This is a genomic window from Bradyrhizobium sp. ORS 285 (assembly GCF_900176205.1).
In the GTDB taxonomy this organism is placed as follows: Bacteria; Pseudomonadota; Alphaproteobacteria; order Rhizobiales; family Xanthobacteraceae; genus Bradyrhizobium.
Window position 1 is genome coordinate 1,078,272 of the sequence record NZ_LT859959.1, and the last position, 20,015, is coordinate 1,098,286.

A 20,015-nucleotide genomic window follows, 5' to 3' on the forward strand; every position below is an offset into this window, starting at 1 on the left:
CGGTGAGCACATTCCGCTATCGCGCCCTGACCGAGACTGGTGACGTCGTACACGGCACCATCTCGGCCGCGACGTCCAAGGAGGTGATGGATCGCATCGAATATCTGCGTCTGTTGCCGATCGAGACATTCGAGGAGAAGGCGGCGGGCGCCGTCGCGCGGGACACGTTGGCTTGGTTCGGTGGTCCGACTGCGGCCGATGTTACGATCTTCACCCGTGACCTGGCATTGTTGCTGAAGGCGGGCGCGCGGCTGGAGGATGCGCTCGACCTTCTCGCGGGCGATGCCGATATTGGGAAGCTGCGCCCGATCGTCTGCCGCTTGCGATCCAGCATCCTTGCTGGAGAGAGCCTTGCCGAGGCGCTGGCGCATCATCCTCGGCAGTTTCCCGCGATGTATCTCGCATTGGTGCGGGTCGGCGAAGCCTCCGGGACGCTCGATCACGTGCTCGACATGCTCGGTGCCGAGCGGTCTCGCGCGGAAGCGACGCGCCGCAAGCTCACCGATGCGATGCAGTATCCGCTGTTTGTCCTTATCGCCGCCTGTCTGGTGATGCTGTTCTTCTTTGTCGTCGTGCTCCCGCAGTTCTCGACCGTGCTGCGCGACTTCGGCGCCAGGAGCGATGCGACTATCACCACATTTCTCGACATCTCGGACTTCCTGCGCGGCAACGGTCCCGTTCTCGCGCTCTTGGCCAGTGCGATGATCGCTACGAGTGTTCTGTTGCTGGGCCGGGCGAGTGTGCGGGCCGCTGTGATGGCGTGGCTTTGCCGGCTGCCGGGCCTTGCGAGCGTGTTCCGGTCGTACCGCACCAGCGTGTTCTGCCGCAACCTCGCCATCCTGCTCGGCAGCGGGCTGACGCTGACGGCCACCTTGCGAATCCTGGTCGATATCATGTCGGTCACCGGTAGCGGTGCAGCGTGGAGCGCTGCGGCGGACCGCGTGCGGCATGGCGGAAAGCTGTCCGAGGCCGTGGCGGCGGTGGACATTCTGCCGCCGATGGCGACGCGGATGATCCGGATCGGCGAGGAGACCGGACAGCTTCCGGTGCTCGCCGGCCGCATTGCCGAGTTCTACGAGGCCAAGCTGCAGCGCAGCCTCGATCGCATCGTGGGCATCGTCGGGCCTGCCGCAATCATCCTCATCAGCGCCGTCGTCGGAGGCCTCATCGTATCGGTGATGAGCGCGCTCCTGTCGGTGACGCAACTCGTCGGATAGAGATCATGGACGATCACTCCAACACATCAGCCCGCAGCCATATCGGATGCGATGATCCTGAGAGCGGCTTCACCTTGGTCGAGATGCTGGTCGTCATCGCCATCATCGGCATGATCATGGGCTTGATCGGCCCGCGCGTGCTGTCGTCGCTGAACGAATCCCGGGTCAAGACCGCGCGAATTCAGATCCAGAGTTTTTCGAGCGCGCTCGATCTGTTCTACCTCGACACCGGTCGCTATCCGACGACGTCGGAAGGATTGGCCGCGCTGGTCCGGCCCGCATCGACCATTCCGGGCTGGGCCGGACCGTATCTCAAGGGAGGAAACGTTCCGAGCGATCCCTGGAACCATGCCTATGTCTACCGATCTCCGGGACAGCAGGTGCCCTACGAAATCGTCTCCTATGGATCGGACGGGCAGGAGGGCGGTACCGATCTCGCCACCGACATCTCCTCGTCGGTTGCCGGCGGTGTGAGATAGGGATGGATGATCGTGACGGCCGCACGGCCGGCTTCACGCTCATCGAAGTGGTGTGTGTGCTCGCGGTTGTCGCGTTGATGGCGGCCGTGTCGTTGCCGGCGATGTCCAGGCAGACCTCGCGGCCGCGGCTGGAAGCCTATGCACTCGAGGCCGCCGCGTTGTTGAAGGCCGATCGAAATGCGGCCATCAGTGGTGGTCTCGCGATCACGACGCGCGTCGATGCGCGGGCGCGGACGATCCGCTCAGGGACCAGCGGTCGAGTTGTCCGTTTTCCGGACGATGTTCGGCTGGAGACGGTCCTGCCGCGCAATTGCGACGACCGGCCGTCGTTCGATTCCATCAGCTTCTTCGGCTCAGGCATGTCGTGTGGCGGCGTCATCACGCTCACGCATCTCGATGCCGGCTACCAAATTCGCGTCAACTGGTTGACAGGAAGGATCGAAGTGGGATCGCATGCTGGCGTCACCCAACCATAGCAGGGCCGCCGGGTTCACCCTGATCGAGGCCCTGGTGGCGCTCGCGATCGTGGCGGTTTCGCTGGTCGCGATCGCGGCGCTCATGGGCTCGTCGAGCCGTGGGAGCCGGAAGCTGGAGCAGCATGTCGCCTTGGTGCAGGCTGCTCATAATGCGCTGTGGCTGGCCTTCCCCTCGCGTCTGTCGGCTGCGCGGACGGAATCCGGGGAGACGATGGCTCATGCCTGGCGCGCACAGGCGCAGCCATTCGCAACCGATGCCGGTGCATCCGCCTGGATACCCCAACGGATCACGCTTCAGGTTCGATCGCCCTCCGGCGCCACCATGGAGCTCGAGACGATCCGCCTGTTCCGGAGGCAGGCCGAGTGATGGCGCGCCGCTCCAACGATCCGCAGGCCGGCTTTACGTTGATCGAAGTCTTGGTCGCGCTGGCGCTGATGGGGCTGCTGATCTCGGCCCTCGCCGCGATCACCGCGCAATGGATTCCGAACTGGGATCGCGGCCTGCATCGCATCCAGCGCAACGAATCCTTGAGCGTCGCGCTCGACCGCATCAGCGCCGACATCGCGGCCGCGGAGTTCATCCGGCCGGATGCTCAGACCAAGTCTGTTCTGTTCGACGGATCGGAGACGTCGGTCGCGTTTGTCAGGCTGGCGCTGGGACCCCGGAGTGGCCGCGGGCTCGATCTGGTTCGCATCTCCGAATCTGGCGACGGCGAAAACGCGGCGCTCGTCCGAAAGCGCGCTGCGTTCGCGCCCGGCACCGCTCGTGAGCTGGCCGATCCTGTCGTGCTGCTTCAGCCGCCATATCGCGTCTCGTTCGCCTATGCAGGGGCGGACCGGAACTGGACGCCGTCGTGGCAGAGCGCCGAGAAGCTGCCGACAGCGGTAAGGGTGACGGTGCGCAGCACGGCCGATGCGAGCGCGCCATCGATCTCACGGATCGCTCTGATCCATATCTCGGCTCCGGCCGACAGCGTGTGTAGTGCGACAGACCGGCCGTGCGACCGACAGATGCCGCAAGCGGACGTCACGGTCGGGCGCGCCGCCACGCGATCGGAGCCATGACCATGCGAAGCGCTGCCATTTCAACAGATGCTTTAAGCCAAGATCGCGAAGGCGGCTTCGTTCTCGTTGCTGCGCTCTGGATTCTCGTCTCGCTGGCGGGATTGGCCGGAGCCCTCTCGGCCTATCTCGTCAGTACCGTCCAACGTCTGTCGCTCGACGATGCCCGGGTGCGATCCGGCGCGCTGGCTTCTGCGGGTCTTGAGCTTGCCGCGTTCAAGTTGATGGCTACGCCGAAATTGCAGCGGCCGCCGGCAGGGGCGTTCTCATTCCGGCTCGACCATGCGCAGGTGTCGGTCGCATTCCGGTCCGAAGCGGGCCGGATCGACCTCAATCATGCGCCAAAGCAGATGCTTGCCAACCTGTTCGCCGCGCTGGGCGCTCGCGCCGACAGGTCCAATGAGTATGCCGAGCGGATCATCGGCTGGCGGACCCCGTCCGCCGAGAACGCTGCTGATCCCGAGCGTGAGCTCTATCGAACCGCGGGGATGGACTACACGCCGCGTGGAGCGTCCTTTGTAAATGTCGAGGAGCTTCGTCTGGTGCTGAAGATCCCGCCGGCCCTGGTCGACCAGGCGATGCCGTTCGTAACCGTCTTCAGTGGGCGGCGTGAGATCGATCCGCTGGAGGCCGCGCCCGAAGTCGTCGCCGCGCTTCCCGGAATGACTCAGGATGTGTTGAAGAGCTTCCTGGAGCAGCGCGCCGGCCTGCGTCGCGAGGCGAGATCGCTGGCATCGGCGCTGGGAGCTGCGCGTGTCGGGACGACGCTGGAGGTCGGCGACGCCTTCCGCGTGGGGATCACGATCGCCTTCGATGCGGGGCGGCGCGCTGCGGTCGAGGCCGTCATCCTGCTGGGCGACAGCGACGAGCCGTACCGTATCTTGTCGTGGCGGGACGATGTCGCAAGCCCGGTGATGCTCAGATCGTCAGGAAAGGCGCTGTGATGAGAATGGCAATGGCCGCGCGCGGCGAGTTCGCAGCTTGGATCGGGTCTGCCGCCGAAGCGATCGTCGATATGATCGGCCGGCTCAATCTCAAGCCCTCGGTGCAGCTGATCGAGACCGAGCACAATGTCTTCGTCGTCAAGTCGACGGGGCGATCCGGACCGCCTGATCATTCCTTTCTCCTGTCGGGTGGCGAAGCGGCCATGCGGCGGCTTCCTGACAAATGGCTGGACCTCGTGCGAGGCCGCCGGATCGAAGTGACGCTGCGGCCCGACCGTTTTCTTTGGCGGCCGCTGGAACTCCCCAAGCGGGCCGTCGAATTTTTGGAGCCGATGGTCCGCTCGCAGATCGATCGGCTGACGCCGTGGACGGCGCAGGACGCGGTGTTCGGCAGCACGGCGCCGGTCGAGATTTCGGCTGACCGCATTCAGACCACCGTCATCGCCGCGCCGAGGACGAGCATCGATCCACTCATTCGGCTTGCGGAGTCCTGGCGTGCCGCCTGCGTCGTGCTGATCGCCGCTCCCCAGGGCCCTCCGCACGAACGCGCCAAGCCACAGGCAACGAGGCTGATCGAGCATCACCTGCGCGGACCGCTGGATGCAGGGCGCGTCCGTCGCATTCTGACCGCCGCGTTGGTCGTGGCAGCGCTGGCGGCGACGCTATCGTTCGGCATCACCAGCATTCTGGGTGGAAGGCTCGAAGAGCAGCAGCGCGTGCTGTCGCAACGTGTATCCGAGCGGCGCGCAACGCTGCGGCTCGGCGTCGAGGGGGCTGACAACAGCGCGTTCGGTGCGCTGCTGCGGAGCAAGCAGGAGAGGGCCGCCAGCGTGCTGGTGCTCGATGCGCTCTCCCGCGTGCTGCCGGACGAGACCTATGTGACCGAGCTGCGGATCGACCGGAACAAGCTGCAGATCACTGGCATCAGCCGTGATGCGCCCGCATTGATTGGGTTGCTCGAACAATCGGCGCACTTCAATCAAGCGACATTCTCCGCGCCGACGACGCGCGCGGCCGATGACGCCGGAGAGCGCTTCCACATCGAGGTCGGCCTCAAGGCTTACTTTGGGGGCAGCACATGAGTATGGCAAGGACGTTCGCGCGCACCCCGGCCTCGCCCGGCATGGCCGCCGCGGTCTATGTCGGACTGCTGATAGCGCTAGGCGTGGCGACCGCGCTGCCCATCAAGACCCTGCTCGATCAGCGCGCCGAACTGGGGGCGCTGACCGATACGCTGCGTCTGCTCGACGCCCACAGCATGGCTTTTGCGCGCGAGCACGGAAGCGATGCGGCAGCCGTGACCGGATCGGCCTTTCTGGAGGGCTCCAGCGTCACCGTGGCCGGGGCGGCGCTGGTGCAGCGGGTGAATGAGGTGGTGAGTCGTCATGGCGGCATCGTATCGTCGTCGCAGGTGGATGTGCGGAGCCCGCCCGCCAAGGCGCGGCAGATCAGCGTCAGCGCAAATTTCGAGGCAGATCAGGCTGCCCTGCAGCCAATTCTCTACGATCTCGAGGCTGGGATGCCGTGTCTGTTCGTCGATGAACTCGTCGCCGAGGGTGGCGGGTCCGCGGCCGCCACGGGTGGCAAGCTGCGCATCATGATGACGGTGTCCGGACAATGGCAGGGCCCGCGATGAGGTCGCTGATCCAAATGATCGCCAGTGGCTGTTGCTGCGTTCTCGCCGCAGCGCCGGCGTTTGCTGAGGGGCCCAGGATCGATTCGGCTTCCGCGATCTCCGATCAGCAGCCACCAGCGCCGGCGCAAGGTGCGCCACTCGCATCCAACTCGCAGAGGCAGGCCGCCAATCCACTCTGGGCGATTCCACTTGATCGACTCTCAGCCACGCGCGACCGTCCGATCTTCTCGCCCTCGCGGCGTCCGCCGCCGGCTGAAGCGCCTCCGCCGGCCATCGTGGCCGCGCCGGAGGTGCAGGAGCCGGTCCGGCCGGAGCGGCCGCAGCTGTCGCTCGTCGGAACCGTCGTCAACGGCAATCAAGGCCTCGCGGTCTTCGTCGATCCAAGCAGCAAGACGCCATTGCGCATCAGGACCGGCGCGGACTACCAGGGCTGGACTTTGCGTCACGTCGAGGCGAGGTCGGCCACGCTAAAGAAGGGCGAAGACGTCGTCGTTCTGTATTTCACGCAGCAACCCGGACAACTGATAAGTCCCGTCGCGCCGGACATCGCGGAAGCTCCGGTGACGCCGACCGCTCCTCCATTGGCGCAAGCAGGGCCGCCTTTCCTGTCGCCCGAGTCGAGGCTGCTCCGCATGCATCAGAGGCAACGCTCAGGGCGCCGGCAACTCTGAACGCGGACAACGGGGGATGATGATACGGCCGCAGGGGCGCGGCCGGCCTTCTGGAGAAGTCAGGAACGTCCCTGCGTCTTCAGCGCTTGCACAGTCCGCTGGTCAGAACCCAACCTTTGTCGGTCAGCGCGGCTGAGACGATATCGAAATACAGGCGCTTGTCCGGATCGTCCTCGGAGACGAACGACACCTGACACAGGAAGCGCCCGTTCTCGTCTCCCTTGCCGCAGGTTGCCTCGACAATCTTGAGGCCCTTGTCGTGCCGTACACCCGATGCCGGTGCTTCCTGCTCATAGGCTTTCTGAATGATCTCGGTGGTCGGTGCGCCGCAGGCCATGCCGGTTACATTGCAGGTCCATGCGAGAACAACAGCAAGCAGCATTCCCAGGTCTCCTTGAGGCGGATCATCGGCGGAGCGTCGATCGACGATCCCCGAGACGACACGCCATCCGCGATGGTCTGAAGGTCGTAGCTGACGAACTAAGCAGGCTGGTTGTCGTTTTTGTGTCGCGCGGTGTGCGGCGTGCGCACACAGCGGTTGTTTGTTCGTCTGATTAGATCGATTCTTGAACAGCGTGCCCAGAGTCTCACAAAGCGAAAGAAACGGTCACAAAGGAGACATCCGAGATCCATAGCCAAAAAGGGGAGGGTGCGAGGGCGCATTGCTGACGATTGGAGTCAGCGCTCGTGGAAGGCTGCGCCGAAGAAGCGGCAACGCTTCGCACCGATCTTAGTCTCGAAGCCAAATGGGGATCAGGCATGTTAGTCGGGTGTCTGCGGAAGCCAACGAAGAAAACATTGATATCAGCGGCCGCGCTACTGGCGGGCTTGTCCTTGGCAGGCGGCGCTGCGCGAGCCCATGACCTGGCCGAGCCGACGGTGTTCAGGAGCTGGCACGGAGTCCTGGACCTCCTGATGATCGCCAAGGCGAAGCCGATCTCGACGATCACCTATGCTCCGCCGGGCGGCTCGCCCATGAACCCGACCGGCTGGGTCTATGAGATCTGCCGGAGGCCCGCATCGGGTAACACCTGTCCCGCCGGCGCCGCGGTGGCGGAGTATGGCGGCGTACGCCTCGCGCTGCAAAAGGGCGACACGCTGAAGATCAGGCTGGTGAACCAGCTGCCGCAGCTCGACCCGGCTAAGGTCAATCACAACACCGACCCCGGTCAGGCCAATCTGTTTCGCAATCCCACGAACCTGCATACGCACGGGCTGATCGTGGAGCCGCGTGCGCCGACGCTGAACGATCCGACGTTCGGCGACTACGTGTTCGTCCAGATCTTCAACTCCGCCAACGGCATGCCGGTGCCGCAGACCACGCATCAGCACGGCTCGAACAAGATGGACTATGCGGATTTCCGCATCAACATCCCGCGGAATCATCCGTCCGGACAGTTCTGGTTTCACCCTCACATCCATGGCATCTCGCTCAATCAGGTCTCGCAAGGCTTGGCGGGGATCATCTCGGTCGGCGAAGTCTCGGACTATGCACATGGCGACGCGAGGGATACGCCGTTTCCTGAAGCGAGCGTGCGCCATCTGATCCTGAAGGATCTTCAGGTCGCTCCCGGCGGCGCCGTCAACTTCGACAGCGGCGCGGTCAACGTCCAACCGGGCGAAGTGATCAATCAGCAGGATCCGGGCTTCTGCGCCCAGTTCCCGGCGGACAGCTCCGAAGTGCGTGAAGGATCGTGCCCCGGGGTCGATGCGTCGGCCGATGGCGGCACGAATTTCAGCGGCGGCAAATGGTACTTCACGGTCAACGGCAGGACCTTCCCGAAGATCAAGGTGACCGATCCGGACGGTGAGGTCTGGCGGCTGACCAATGCCTCAGGAAGCCTGTCCTACAATCTCCAGCTGACCGACGACGAGACCCAGAAGCCGATGATCATGCAGCTCATCTCGGTCGACGGCGTCAGCGTGAACCTGCCGCAGGACACGACGATGGACACGATGGTCCATCTGGGGGGCGCCCGCTTCCGCGTGGTGGCTTGTCCGCCGTTGCCGACCTCGCGCTTCCACTCCAAGCCGGTCTGCGTCACCCAGATGGTGATGATGCCGAGCTCGCGCACCGAGGTCTTCGTCACCTATCGTGATCCTCAAACTGGAGCGATCGCGAGCTCTGGGCGTGGCGGGTCGGCGACGTTCAAGATGGCCGGATTGACCATGGGCAGCGGTGACCAATGGCCGGCCGTCGATCTCGCCAAGGTTCGCTTCCATCAGCATGGCTGGCGCAACCACATTGCCTATGCGATGGACATCAGAGGCGATGCATTGGCCACGATGCAGCCCTCCGGCATCCTCGATGCGAAGGTCCCGTATGCGAATGCCGCGCCGCTGCGCGACGGCTGTCGCCCGCTGCCCCCTGGACATCGGCGCCGGATCTTCTTCGGTCTGGCTGATCTCAACGACGACGGCACGTTCGGCCTCGGCTATGAGGAGGTCGATCAGAACGGCAACCCCGTGCCCGGAACGCAGCTTCCGGTGAGTCAGTTCGATCCTGCGCAGAACATCGTCTGCCTGCCGCTCGCCGCCGGACAGCGCCCGGTTCACGAGACCTGGGAGCTGGTGCAGCTCTCGACGGAGAACCACAACTTCCACATCCACCAGACGCGGTTCAGGACCATCAACAGCAAGGCCGGGGAGAACACGCCGCTTGCGGTCTCGTTCAACAAGAACATCGGCGGCGGCATGCTGCAGGACAACGTCCCGCTCGGGGTGGCGACTCCCAACGTGCCGGAGGTGATGGACGCTCAGAATGGCGTCTGCACCATCGAGCAGTGGCGCAACGGGCAATGCACCTCCAAGCCCGTGGTGGTGGATATCCCGTTCTCGCAGGTCGGCGAGTTCGTCTACCACTGCCACATCCTCGAACATGAGGACGGGGGCATGATGGCGAAGATCAAGGTGGTCCCGTCGCCCTATGGCGCCTCGCCATGGGAAGCGATGAACCAGATGCCCTGGTAGGCGCAGTCGCGCGGACCCCAGCTAAAGATGTCGGCGCCGCACTGGCGGCGCCGACGAGACTGACGACGATAGGACGCAGGCCTCTATTTGGCTCGGACGGACGCGTGCCGTACACCGCGGCGCTTGTGCGGTGAAAGCACGGTCAGCAACATCGTTATTCCTCAGCCGCTCCGGCAAATCGCCAATTTCGACGCGGCAATTCGCCGCAATCGGACCACTTACTAAGCCGGCACTGACAATCGGAATGGTTTGCAAGCGGCCGCGTGCTGCGTGGCGGCAAGCTGAAATAGACGGTCGCCGACAGCCGTCTTTTCGAAGCGAGAGTGGTCATTCGCTGTCGAAGAGACAGGCGCCGGTTGCAAGGGAGGATGTGACATGAAAACGGATTTGAGGGGGGCACGATGAGCAGCTGGTTGAAATGGACGGTGCCCGCGGCAGCCATCATGTCGGTCGCTTCGCCGGGCTACGCCATGCAGTATATGAGCGTCGAGGAGGCGCAGAAGGCTGCGTTTCCCGGCGCGAGCTTTACCGAGGTTCAAGCCGGTCGGGTCTGGAAGGCGAGCAATGGCGGCTACTTCTATTACGACCATGTCGTCGGCAAGCACCTTCTGATCGACTACACGGTAGCGATCGGACCGGACGGGCGCGTGCGCAAGGTCGAAATCCTGAACTACCGCGAATCCTATGGCGGCGAGGTGCATGATGCCAGCTGGCTCGGGCAATTCGTCGGAAAGAGCAGCCAGAACGAGGTTCGGATTAATTCCGATATTCGAAACATCTCGGGTGCGACGCTGTCATCGACCCATCTGACCGAGGGCGTGAAGAAGGTCCTGACCTATCATGCCAGCCACTTCCGCTAATCTGCGGCGCGCCAGGCCTCTGCTGGGAACATTCGTCGAGATCAGTCTCGACGAGGCGCCCGCGCACGACGTCGATGAGGTGATCGAGGCCGCGTTCTCTGCCGTCGCCGATGTGCATCGGCTGATGAGCTTCTTTGATCCGGACAGTGACGTCTCGCGTCTCAACCGCGACGCGTTCACACGCCCGGTGATGGTGCATCCCTGGACTTACGCCGTGCTGAAGACGGCCGTGGAGATGGCGCGTCTTTCGGACGGCGCTTTCGATATCGGTGTGGCCGGCCTGCCGCAACCCTCCGATGGCTCGCCTCCGAAGGCCGGCTCCGCCGTCGAGTTGCTGGCGGACCACCACGTCCGCTTTAACCACGCCGGGCTCAAGATCGATCTCGGCGGCATCGCCAAGGGGTTTGCGGTGGACTGTGCCGTGGAGGCGCTCCAGAGATGTGGGGTCCGCTCGGCCCTGGTGAATGCAGGCGGCGATCTCGCCGCCTTCGGTTCCCGTGTGCAAATCATCGATATCCGCGATCCGCGCGCGCCCGACAGGATCCTGTGTCAGCGGGCCGTGCGCAACACGGCCATGGCGTCATCGGCGCGCCGCTTCGATCCATTCAGCTCAGTGGATACGACTGAGACCGCGGTGGTCGATCCGGCGACGGGCCTGCCGGCCCGTGACATCCATGGCGCAACCGTCTGCGCGCCAACCTGCATCGTCGCCGATGCGCTGACAAAGATCGTCATGATCACGGGCGAGCGAGCTGACGGGCTGCTCGCACAATGTCAGGCAAGCGCCATGCTCGTTGCGGCGGACGGCGACATCCTCACGACACCGGACTGGCAAGGAGATCTGCAGCATGCGGCTTAAAGGTGCGTTTCGCTTCGCCCTCTATGCGATTTTCGGGCTTCTCTTCGTCAGCGGAGCATTATGGATCTATGCCGATCAGATGAAGACCCGCTCGGAGATGGATAGCGAGGTCTGGCAACAGGCCGCCGCGTTCCTGCTGAGCACACATGGCGGGGCCGCGATGGTGACGCTCCTGCTGCTCGGTGCGCTCGGTCCCATGCATGTCCAGCGCGCCTGGCGCGCCCGCAAGAACCGGGCGACGGGCGTTCTCAGCCTCGCGCTCTATGGTCTGCTGATCGCGACTGCGTTCGGGCTTTACTATGTAGGGTCGGAAGCACTGCGGCCCTGGATCAGCACCGTCCATATCGCCTTCGGTCTCGGCGTTCCCGTCGTCATCTCGGCCCATATCGTTGCTGGCCGTTGGAGCGTGACTGCGGCGCCGCAGCCCTTGCGCACGCAGCACGCGGCTGCCGCCACCTTGGTGCCCTCGGAGACGCCGGCTGATCCCGCACTGGTCAGTGTCATGAGCAAGGTGGGGTGACGCCGCGCGGCTGCTGGCAAACCGAGCCACTCTCGACAGCCCGCGACCAGCGCCAGTCGCGTCGGATCGTCCAGCAGGCTGGACGATCCGATTTGCGATAAGATCATCAGTTGCTGGTCGGAGCCGGAACGGCGGTGCGGTTCGCAGGCACGGTGACCGGCTGGTAGGAGAACACGTCGCGGCTGCGCGGATCGACCGTCACCTTCAGCCAGCGGACGTCGTTGTTGCCATTGGCCTGGTTGTCGCCGAACGTCTCGACCCGGACGAAGTTCTCCAGCCGCTGGCCAGCGCTGTTCAGGAAGGGCTGGTCGATGCGGAAGTAGTGCGAGTCGCCGTGAACGTAGGCGACCGGCTTGCGGAATGCCTCGACCTCGGTCCGCAGCGCCGTCAGGAAGCTGGCGAAGCCGTCAGGCTGCCCATCGGTTTCGGCGAGCGTCTTGGGATCGCGCTGCGGGGCCCGCGTGGGATCGGCGAGGTCCCAGCCCGGATTGCCCTGGCTGATGAAAATCACCGCCGCCGAGCGGCGCTTCTTGGCCTCTGCGAAGGTCTGCTGCATCCAGAGAATGACAGCGGCGTTGCGCGCGTTGTATTCGTCGGGATCGGGATTGGTGTCGCACAGATTGTTGCAGGAGCCCTGGACGTTCAGCGTTGCATAGGTGACACGACCGACGGTCCAGCGGCGGTTCTCGACGCAGCCGACCTTGGTTCCGTTGGCGCCGAGACACAGAGCGTCGGTCTGCACCTCCTGGCGCAGCTTGTGCTGTCCAAGCGAGAACGGCGTGGAGAAGAACACCTTGCGCTCATAGTCGAGCCGTTCACGCGAATTGTAGCCTCCGTTCGAGGGGCGGTCGCAGTCGACCCAGTCATTGTCGCCCGGCGTGAACATCGCCGGCGCCTCGAGGCTATTGAAGTAGGCGAGCGCCTGAGCGTAGAGGCCGGCATCGCAGGCCGAGTTCGAGCCCTGCTTCAGGTCGCCGTCATGGACGGTGAACTTCAGCCGGTGCGCATTCATGTCGGCGATCAGGTTCGGGACGCCGACCGTGGCCTGGAGCGTGGAGTACGGCAGGTCGCCCCACAGGCCGATGGTGTAGCTGTCGTCATCGTCGCGGTCGTGGTCATGCGCGAAGCTTGGCGCCGCGGCGGCGAATGAGAGCAGCGAGACCGTCACCGACAATGTGAGCAGCTCGCGACAGGCAGAATTGAGTGATGATCGGAATGACATTCGACAAGATCCCCCAAGACCTCGGTTACATCGTCCGCTTGAACGCAAGCGGTCATGCAACGATGCGGAGCGTCGATAACGGGGACGTGACGGTCGGCTGACAATCAGCTGACGCATCTGCGATGGTGGAGATCGATACCGTTCTGCTCGGTGATGATGCGAAAAGCCCGCCGCGTCGCGCGGCGGGCTCTCGCATCCGATGAACGTGCTCTCGCCTGGTCGTCAGCGATCGCGATCGTATCCGTCATCATCGTGGTCGTGGTGGTGCCATCCGCCGTGGTCGTGATCGCCGTCCTCGTCGGCGAACACGAACAGGTTCATCAGGTCGCCGATCGCCGGACGGTTCTTGGGCACGTAGCGGTTCTCGTCGCGATCGTGGATCGGATTCGGCAGCCGGTCACGGCTGACCGCGGAGATCGCCGGCAGCCGCCAGTTGCGCTCGATGAACTTCAGCAGCGAGACGTGGTCGTAATAGGTGTGGTCGACATGCCCCTTCTTGGCCAGCGGCGAGACCAGGATGAAGGGAATGCGGGTGCCGTCGCCGAGGAAGTCCACCGGCTGGACATAGCCGGAGTCGTAGTAGCCGCCGCCTTCGTCGGTGGTGATGAAGATCGCGGTCTTGGCCCAGAGTTGCGGGTTGGCCTTGACGCGGTTGATCAGCGCCTCGAGGAACTTCTCATACAGATCCGTGGTCGAGTCAGCGGGATGGCCGGCCAGCGCCTCGAACGGACGGACGAACGATACGGCGGGCAGCGTATTGTTCTGCACGTCCTTCACGAACGCGCCGTAGTTCTGCAGCTTGGCCTCTTCCGTCGGGTTCGACATCACCTTGATGAAGCCGGTCAGCGGATCGCAGATGCCGCAATAGGAGTGGAACAGCAGCGGCACGCCGTCCACGCTGGTCGCGAAGGTGGTGGCGTCGTCGCCGCGGTCAGCGCTGTAATATTTCCACGACACGCCCTTGGCCGTCATCACGTCGGCAATGGTGGGCGCGCTCTGCGGCGGCAGCACGAACTTGTCGGAGCCGAGCGCATTCGGCTTCGCGCTGCTCTGATTCCAGAACATGCTGTAATTGTTGACGAGATAATAGTGGTTCGGCGCGCAATTGTTGCGGAAGACGCCGTTCTTGAACAGCTGCTCGTTGATGGCGGCGACGCCGGGCGCGCTCGGATCCGAGCAATTGACGTAAGAGCCGCCGCTATAGCCGTCCTGCTTGTAGTAATTGTTGGTGCCGGGGACGGGATCGGGATTCTCGATCTGGTTGGCATAGGGCACGGCGGGCGCGCCGTTCAGCGTCTCGGGATTGGTGAAGAACGCCGCATGGCCGGTGACGAGCGACTGGAAGTTGGCGCCCGTGCCGCCCATGATCGCCTGGTGATAGTTGTCGCTGATGGCGTAGTCGTCGGCGAGCTGCTTGAAGAACGGCGCATCGCCCGGCTGCGCCTTGCCCGAGGCGTCGGTGAACGGATTCATGTTGTAGAAGCCCATCGAGATTGCGCCTTCCATCGGATTGAACCCGCCGGCGGGATAGGGCTTGCCGTTGGAGCCGGTGCCGATGGTCTGCTCGACCCACACGAACTTGTCGTGCTTGCCGCCGTCGATGTCCTGCCACATCTGGAAGAAGCGATGCACGGGGTCGCCGGTATAGGCGGCGTAGGTCACGTATTTGGAGATCTGATACGGCCCGTTCGGCAGATTCGCCGGGAAGCGGGTGTCGAGCACGTTCTGCGGCAGCCCGATGCCGTAGGTGGTGTAGGGCTGGGGCAGCGTCGCGTAGGCGCCGGTGGAGGCGGTCTCCGCCGTGTAGCGCACCTCGTCGCGCCCGATGCGCTGCTCGGCCTTCTTGAAATGCGGGCCCGGCGAGCCGTCCTCGTTGACGATGCCCTTGCTGAGCAGGTTGTCGATGCTCTGGCCGGCCTTCGGCTTGTAGGTGCCGAACAGATTGTCGAAGGTGTGGTTCTCGCCGACGATGATGATGACGTGCTCGATCGGCGTGCTGGTTGCCGGTTGGGCGAAGGCGGGGGCGATGCTAGTCGCCGTAAAGACGGCGGTGGTCGCAAGGGCAAGCGCCTTGGACCGGCTGACTGTTCTGGTCATGACGTCTCCGAACGGAAGGAGGGCTGGCGCGCGCTCGAGCCGAGGCAACGCCTGCGACAAAACATCGCAGCAACAAATTGCAATGCGGTGTCGGTCTTGCTTCGGATTTGTGAAATGCGCCTAAGCCGCCGGTCTCATCAGCAGCGACAAGCCGTGCGCACGCGTGCATCCGGTCTTGCAGGTGTCATGGCGCGCTCGACCTGCGATCAGTGCGTTGGAATGGCGTGTTACGGACGCTATCTGCCCAGCGACTATGCCGCTTACAGCTGACCCGGCATCCAGCTCAGCGCCAACGCCTGTCCCTGCGCGATCTGATCGGATGACATCTTCGAGGCAACGGCGTTGCGCAGGCGCAGGTAATAGCTGCGCTGCGCCGGCGAGGCATGGCCAGCGGCGAGGTTCAGCCATTTGTAGGCGAGCACCACGTCCTGGGGAACGCCGTGGCCCTTGTCGTACATCAGGCCGAGCATGGCTTGGCCGAACGGATTGCCGGCGGCGGCGGCCTGGCAGTAGAGATCGCTGGCGACGACATAGGCTTGCGGCGTGCCGAAGCCGTTTTCATACATGAAGCCGAGCATCGCCTGGGCCCGGGCGTCGCCACGCAACGCCAAAGGCATCAGCACGCGAACGGCGCGGACGAAATCGCCGCGCGCATAGGCGCTGCGTGCGGCCGCTACCGAATCGGCATGGCTTGGCGATGCGGCGGCGAGCAGCAGGCTTGCCGTGGCGATCGTCATCGCCATGCGGCGCATCAACGGGCGCACGACGCGTTTGATATCAGCGGGTGGTGCGGACACGCAGGTCATCCGTGATGCTGGCCCCGACCGATCCGCGGAGCTTGGAGCGGAGTTCCTCGGCCACCTGATGCGCATCGCTGCCGTCGCGAATGATCTGCGGCCGGATGAAGATGATCAGCTCGGTCCGCGTGCCCTTCTTGTCCTGATGCGAGAACGCGTCGCCGAGCACCGGGATCTCGTCGAAGCCGGGAATGCCGTTGCGGTTGCCGTTCTGCTGCTCGCTGATCAGGCCGGCCAGCAGCACGGTTTGACCATTGGCCACGGAAATGGCGCTCTTCACCTTGCGCTGTGACACCGTCGGCGTGAGGCTCGCGGCCGATTGCGCGGCGACGTTGCTGATCTCCTGCTCGACCTCGAGCCGCACGTTGCCGTTGGCGGCGATGCGCGGCACGACGCGCAAAATGATGCCGGTGTTGCGATAGTCGATGGTGTTGACGACCGTGTTGCTCGACGACAGCACGGTGGCGCTGCCGGTCGACACCGGAACGACGTCGCCGACCTGAAGCGTGGCGGTCTGGTTGTTGATCACGACCAGAGAGGGGTTCGACAGCACCTTCACGCTCGTCACGGTGTGGAGCGCATCGAGGATCATGTTGGGCGACGCCTCGCTTCCGATCAGGAAGTTGAAGCCGGGAAGCGCGCGGTTGATCAGGGCCGTGGTTGCCGCCGAGGTCGCCGCCGTCGCGACCGACGTGGCCTGGGTGCTGCTGATCGATCCCTTGTCGGCACCAAGGCCGAGGAACTTGCTCGAGAGATACGACTGCACGCCGTAGGACAGCTCGTTGGTCAGCGTGACCTCGGCGATCGTTGCGTCGATGCCGACCTGCAGCACCGGCTGGTCGAGCTGCTGCAGCGTGCTGGAGATGATGCGGTAGTTCTCGCGATCGGCGTAGATGAGCAGCGAGTTGTTCACGGTATCCGGCGTGATGCGTACATTCGGCATCAGGGACTGGCCACCGCCGCCACCGGCGGCGCGAGGTTCGAGCCCCGTCGAGGTGGAGGAGCTGCTCGATGAGGATGTGCTGGAGCCTTGCATGCCGGACAGACCCGCAGCGCCTTGCGCCCGGCCTGACGGATTGGCGCCGGAGCCCGATGATCCCGCCGCATTGGTGTTGAACGACAGCCGGTCGGCCACCGACGTCGTCGTGCCGTCCGAGCCCGGCGCGGTCTGGCCGTCGGTGCTATCGGTCGAGGACGACGAGCCGGCACCGCCGAACATGTCGGTCAGGACCTTCGCCAATTGGCGGGCATCGCCATAGCGGATCCGGTAGACGTGAACGCTGGTGCGGCCGGAGTCCGACTGATCGAGCCGTCGGATCCAGGTCGCCGCGACCTGCAGCAGCGCCGGCTTGCGCGTCACCACCATGATGGCGTTGAGCCGGTTGACCACCTGCAGCTTGACGAGGTTCTGGCTCATGCCGTTCTCGCCGCTGTCCATGATCTTTTCGAGCTCGGCGATGACAGGCTCGGGCGCGGAGTTGCTGACCGGGAAGATGCCGACCGACTGGCCGCGCATCCAGTCGACATCGAAGCTCAACGCGGTTTCGATCGCGGAGCGGCGCTCGGCACCGGTGCCCTGGATGAGGAGCAGGTTGCGTGTCGGATCGGCGCGCACGCTGCCGGCGCGCGTCGCAAAGCTGTCCATCAGCTTCAGGATCGTCTGCGCGCCGACATATTGCAGCGGCACCACCGAGACGCCGTAGCCGGGCTCCGCGCGGGCAGCCTCGGCATCGACCCGACCGCCGCCGATGGCGTCGCCGAGCGGCGTCAGCTTGTAGCCTCCGCCTTCGCGCAGCAGCACGACGCCCGACAGGCGAAGCGCGCTCTCGAGCACGAAGAGAATGTCCGATTTCGGCACCGGGCGCGCCGACACCAGGCTGACGCTGCCCTGCACCCGCGGATCAATGGAATAGCCGGCTCCGAGGATGTCGCCGATGACGACCTTCGCGACCGACGCAATCGGCGTGTTCTCGAAGTTGAGATCGTAGCCTTTGCCATCCGCGGCCGGGAGCGGCCTGGCCTCGGCAACCTCCTGGACCATCGTCCCCTGATAGGTCCGCGCGGTCGCTCGCTCGACCTCGGGACGTCCCTGGATCGAGGCGACCGGCGTATTGTCACGCGGCAGGATATCGATCGAGCGCACCTTGTCGATCACGTCGACATCCGCCGGCGCGCTGGCCTGGGAGTTGAGAGTGGCCATGTTGCACGACGCGAGCAGCACTGCGATCGCGAGCAACGAGACCTGACGGACAACCGCAGCGGACTGGCTTCGATTGCCGATACGAAACATGAACTTGCCGATCTACTCGTGTTGACCGGTCGAGTTGGGAGCGCGTCCCCTCTGGACCTTGGCGCCTGCATAGCGGTCCAATGTGACACTTATGTATATCCGCCCGAAGCTGCGCACCTTTGAATGAACTGTGTGTCGGAAATGTCGGCATCGCCCGCCTTCGTACAGCTGTCATGATCGCGATCGATAACGGCGGCAGCCAGTAGCGGGGTGCCGAGACGACGGGCCGGCGCGGGCGCTACCCCGGATCACGCCATGAGCGGTACGCTGTCGACCCAGTTCCAGGATTACTTGCGGCAGCGCCATCCTCAGGCGGGTGAGCGCGATGCTGCAGGCGAAGCCCAGGTCGCGCTTTGGGATCGGTTTGGGCTGAGCGCCGAGGTCTTTGCCGAGGAGGCCGCGCGCTTCACCGGTCTCGAACGCGTGTCGTTGCGCGAGCTGCTCGCGGCCGCGCCCGCCACCGCGCAATTCTCCGATCGCTTCCTGCGCGAGGTGCTCGGCTATCCCTATCAGGCGGCCGAAGGCATCGCCGTGTTTGCCGTCGCGGATCCGACCGATCAGGCCGTGCGCAGGGCGGCCGAGCTCGTGCTTGGACCGGCGACCGTCTTCAAGGTGGCGTCTCACGAAGATATTGCCGTCGTTCTCGGCCAGCGCCTTGGCGGGACCGAGGACGTCGAGGTCTCGGCGACGCAGGAGCTGCGCGACGACGACATCGAGAGTCTGCGCGATCTCGCCAGCGGTGCGCCGGTCGTGCGCGCCGTCAATGATCTGATCGAGAAGGCGGTGGAGATGCGCGCAAGCGATATCCACATCGAGCCGTTCTCGACCGGGCTCGTGGTCAGGCTGCGCGTCGACGGGCTGCTGCGTCCGATCGCGGCACCCACTGGCGTGCTGCCGCAGGCCGTGATCTCGCGCATCAAGATCGTCGCTGGCCTCAACATCGCGGAGCGGCGCTTGCCGCAGGATGGCGCGGCGCGGATTCGCGCGGGGCGCGCCGAGATCGACGTCCGCGTCGCGATCATGCCGACGCAGGCCGGCGAGTCCGCCGTCTTGCGCATCCTGCCCAAGGACCGCTCGCAGCTGGTGGCGAACCGCCTTGGCCTGTCCGCGCGCGACGATGCGGCGCTGCGGCGGCTGATGACGCTGCCGCATGGCATGATCGTGATCACCGGACCGACCGGCAGCGGCAAGACGACGACGCTCGCGACGATCCTGTCGATGCTCAACACGCCCGAACGCAAGATCCTCACCGTCGAGGATCCGGTCGAGTATGAGATCCCCGGCATCAACCAGTCGCAGATCAAGCCGGCGATCGGTCTGACCTTTGCCAGCGCGCTGCGCTCCTTCGTGCGTCAGGACCCCGACGTGATCATGGTCGGCGAAATCCGTGACAGCGAGACCGCGCATGTCGCCGTCCATGCCGCGCTGACCGGCCATCTCGTGCTGACCACGCTCCACACCGAGACGGCAGCGGCAGCGGTGCCGCGACTGCTGGATCTCGGAGTCGAAGGTTACCTGTTGCGATCGACCCTGCGCGCGGTGATCGCTCAGCGCCTCGCGCGTCAACTGTGCGAGCATTGCAAGACGGCCAGGCCGCTCGATGACGAAGCCTGTCGCAATGACCCGCGCCTTGGCCATCTCGGCCTCGTGCCCGGCGACGTCATCTGGCATCCGACCGGTTGCGAGCGATGCGGCCATAGCGGCTACCGCGGTCGCGTCGGTGTGTTCGAGCTGCTCGAGCTCACCAGCAGCCTCCGCGAGCTGATCGCCGACAGCGCCGACGGTCTCGCCATCGACCAGCGCGCCGTGCAGGAGGGGATGACGACGATGATGGACGACGGCGTCGCCAAGTGCCGCGCCGGCGTCACGTCGGCGTCCGAGCTGCTCCGTGTCCTCGTCGCGCGCTGAGGTGGAC

At 64.7% G+C, this 20,015-nt stretch carries 19 protein-coding genes; 14 read left to right on the plus strand and 5 right to left on the minus strand.

All coding sequences use genetic code 11. The annotated features are described in order from the left end of the window. The first annotated feature begins 2 nt into the window (after nucleotides 1-2). The 9 genes from BRAD285_RS04705 to BRAD285_RS36060 all read left to right on the plus strand — a co-directional run bounded on the left by BRAD285_RS04705 (nucleotide 3) and on the right by BRAD285_RS36060 (nucleotide 6,485). Entirely contained in the window at nucleotides 3-1,217 is a 1,215-nt protein-coding gene (locus BRAD285_RS04705; RefSeq protein ID WP_035648542.1) for a type II secretion system F family protein, read from the plus strand. A gap of 5 nt (nucleotides 1,218-1,222) precedes the next feature. Then, a complete protein-coding gene (gspG, locus tag BRAD285_RS04710; protein ID WP_006614946.1) occupies nucleotides 1,223-1,696 on the plus strand; it encodes a type II secretion system major pseudopilin GspG in 474 nt (157 codons plus the stop codon). Between the two features lie 2 nt (nucleotides 1,697-1,698). Next, nucleotides 1,699-2,172, plus strand: coding sequence for a prepilin-type N-terminal cleavage/methylation domain-containing protein (locus BRAD285_RS04715; protein WP_035648544.1), 474 nt, complete (start codon nucleotides 1,699-1,701; stop codon nucleotides 2,170-2,172). Continuing rightward, nucleotides 2,150-2,539: a type II secretion system protein gene (locus BRAD285_RS04720; RefSeq protein WP_006614948.1), complete on the plus strand. Its 390-nt coding sequence runs from the start codon at nucleotides 2,150-2,152 to the stop codon at nucleotides 2,537-2,539. The genes BRAD285_RS04715 and BRAD285_RS04720 overlap by 23 nt, the downstream gene beginning before the upstream one ends. Next, entirely contained in the window at nucleotides 2,539-3,237 is a 699-nt protein-coding gene (locus BRAD285_RS04725; RefSeq protein WP_006614949.1) for a type II secretion system protein J, read from the plus strand. The genes BRAD285_RS04720 and BRAD285_RS04725 overlap by 1 nt, the downstream gene beginning before the upstream one ends. A 2-nt stretch (nucleotides 3,238-3,239) precedes the next feature. Further along, the gene (locus tag BRAD285_RS04730; RefSeq protein ID WP_006614950.1) at nucleotides 3,240-4,178 is read left to right on the plus strand and encodes a general secretion pathway protein GspK; all 939 of its coding nucleotides are present in this window, start codon (nucleotides 3,240-3,242) and stop codon (nucleotides 4,176-4,178) included. Nucleotides 4,179-4,279: 101 nt separating this feature from the next. Beyond that, entirely contained in the window at nucleotides 4,280-5,260 is a 981-nt protein-coding gene (locus BRAD285_RS04735; protein ID WP_244563578.1) for a PilN domain-containing protein, read from the plus strand. A 2-nt stretch (nucleotides 5,261-5,262) separates the two neighbouring features. Further along, the gene (gene gspM, locus BRAD285_RS04740; protein WP_244422378.1) at nucleotides 5,263-5,814 is read left to right on the plus strand and encodes a type II secretion system protein GspM; all 552 of its coding nucleotides are present in this window, start codon (nucleotides 5,263-5,265) and stop codon (nucleotides 5,812-5,814) included. Nucleotides 5,815-6,089: 275 nt separating this feature from the next. Further along, on the plus strand, nucleotides 6,090-6,485 hold the full coding sequence (locus tag BRAD285_RS36060) for a hypothetical protein (protein WP_244422380.1): 396 nt from the start codon (nucleotides 6,090-6,092) through the stop codon (nucleotides 6,483-6,485). Nucleotides 6,486-6,564: 79 nt separating this feature from the next. Here the strand turns inward: BRAD285_RS36060 and BRAD285_RS04750 are convergent, their stop codons facing one another. Then, on the minus strand, nucleotides 6,565-6,867 hold the full coding sequence (locus BRAD285_RS04750; protein ID WP_006614954.1) for a hypothetical protein: 303 nt from the start codon (nucleotides 6,865-6,867) through the stop codon (nucleotides 6,565-6,567). A 593-nt stretch (nucleotides 6,868-7,460) separates the two neighbouring features. On the opposite strand from BRAD285_RS04750, the gene BRAD285_RS04755 reads away from it, so the two are divergent. From BRAD285_RS04755 to BRAD285_RS04770, 4 genes are all read left to right on the plus strand, one after another. Next, nucleotides 7,461-9,455, plus strand: a complete 1,995-nt coding sequence (locus BRAD285_RS04755) for a multicopper oxidase domain-containing protein (protein ID WP_006614955.1) — start codon at nucleotides 7,461-7,463, stop codon at nucleotides 9,453-9,455. 401 nt (nucleotides 9,456-9,856) lie between these two features. Further along, nucleotides 9,857-10,315: an FMN-binding protein gene (locus BRAD285_RS04760; protein WP_006614956.1), complete on the plus strand. Its 459-nt coding sequence runs from the start codon at nucleotides 9,857-9,859 to the stop codon at nucleotides 10,313-10,315. Beyond that, nucleotides 10,296-11,174 (plus strand): FAD:protein FMN transferase, encoded by an 879-nt coding sequence (locus BRAD285_RS04765; protein WP_006614957.1) that lies wholly within the window; start codon nucleotides 10,296-10,298, stop codon nucleotides 11,172-11,174. The genes BRAD285_RS04760 and BRAD285_RS04765 overlap by 20 nt, the downstream gene beginning before the upstream one ends. After that, nucleotides 11,164-11,694, plus strand: coding sequence for a hypothetical protein (locus tag BRAD285_RS04770; protein WP_006614958.1), 531 nt, complete (start codon nucleotides 11,164-11,166; stop codon nucleotides 11,692-11,694). The genes BRAD285_RS04765 and BRAD285_RS04770 overlap by 11 nt, the downstream gene beginning before the upstream one ends. 106 nt (nucleotides 11,695-11,800) lie before the next feature. Here the strand turns inward: BRAD285_RS04770 and BRAD285_RS04775 are convergent, their stop codons facing one another. The 4 genes from BRAD285_RS04775 to gspD all read right to left on the minus strand — a co-directional run bounded on the left by BRAD285_RS04775 (nucleotide 11,801) and on the right by gspD (nucleotide 18,100). After that, on the minus strand, nucleotides 11,801-12,916 hold the full coding sequence (locus BRAD285_RS04775) for a hypothetical protein (RefSeq protein ID WP_006614959.1): 1,116 nt from the start codon (nucleotides 12,914-12,916) through the stop codon (nucleotides 11,801-11,803). 222 nt (nucleotides 12,917-13,138) lie between these two features. Beyond that, nucleotides 13,139-15,013 (minus strand): alkaline phosphatase family protein, encoded by a 1,875-nt coding sequence (locus BRAD285_RS04780; RefSeq protein WP_006614960.1) that lies wholly within the window; start codon nucleotides 15,011-15,013, stop codon nucleotides 13,139-13,141. A 260-nt stretch (nucleotides 15,014-15,273) separates the two neighbouring features. Continuing rightward, on the minus strand, nucleotides 15,274-15,819 hold the full coding sequence (locus BRAD285_RS04785) for a tetratricopeptide repeat protein (RefSeq protein WP_006614961.1): 546 nt from the start codon (nucleotides 15,817-15,819) through the stop codon (nucleotides 15,274-15,276). Beyond that, on the minus strand, nucleotides 15,791-18,100 hold the full coding sequence (gene gspD, locus BRAD285_RS04790) for a type II secretion system secretin GspD (RefSeq protein WP_006614962.1): 2,310 nt from the start codon (nucleotides 18,098-18,100) through the stop codon (nucleotides 15,791-15,793). Before gspD ends, BRAD285_RS04785 begins: the two co-directional genes overlap by 29 nt. A 255-nt stretch (nucleotides 18,101-18,355) precedes the next feature. Between gspD and BRAD285_RS04795 the strand changes: the two genes are divergently transcribed. Further along, nucleotides 18,356-20,008, plus strand: coding sequence for a GspE/PulE family protein (locus tag BRAD285_RS04795; protein ID WP_006614963.1), 1,653 nt, complete (start codon nucleotides 18,356-18,358; stop codon nucleotides 20,006-20,008). Nucleotides 20,009-20,015 lie beyond the last annotated feature (7 nt).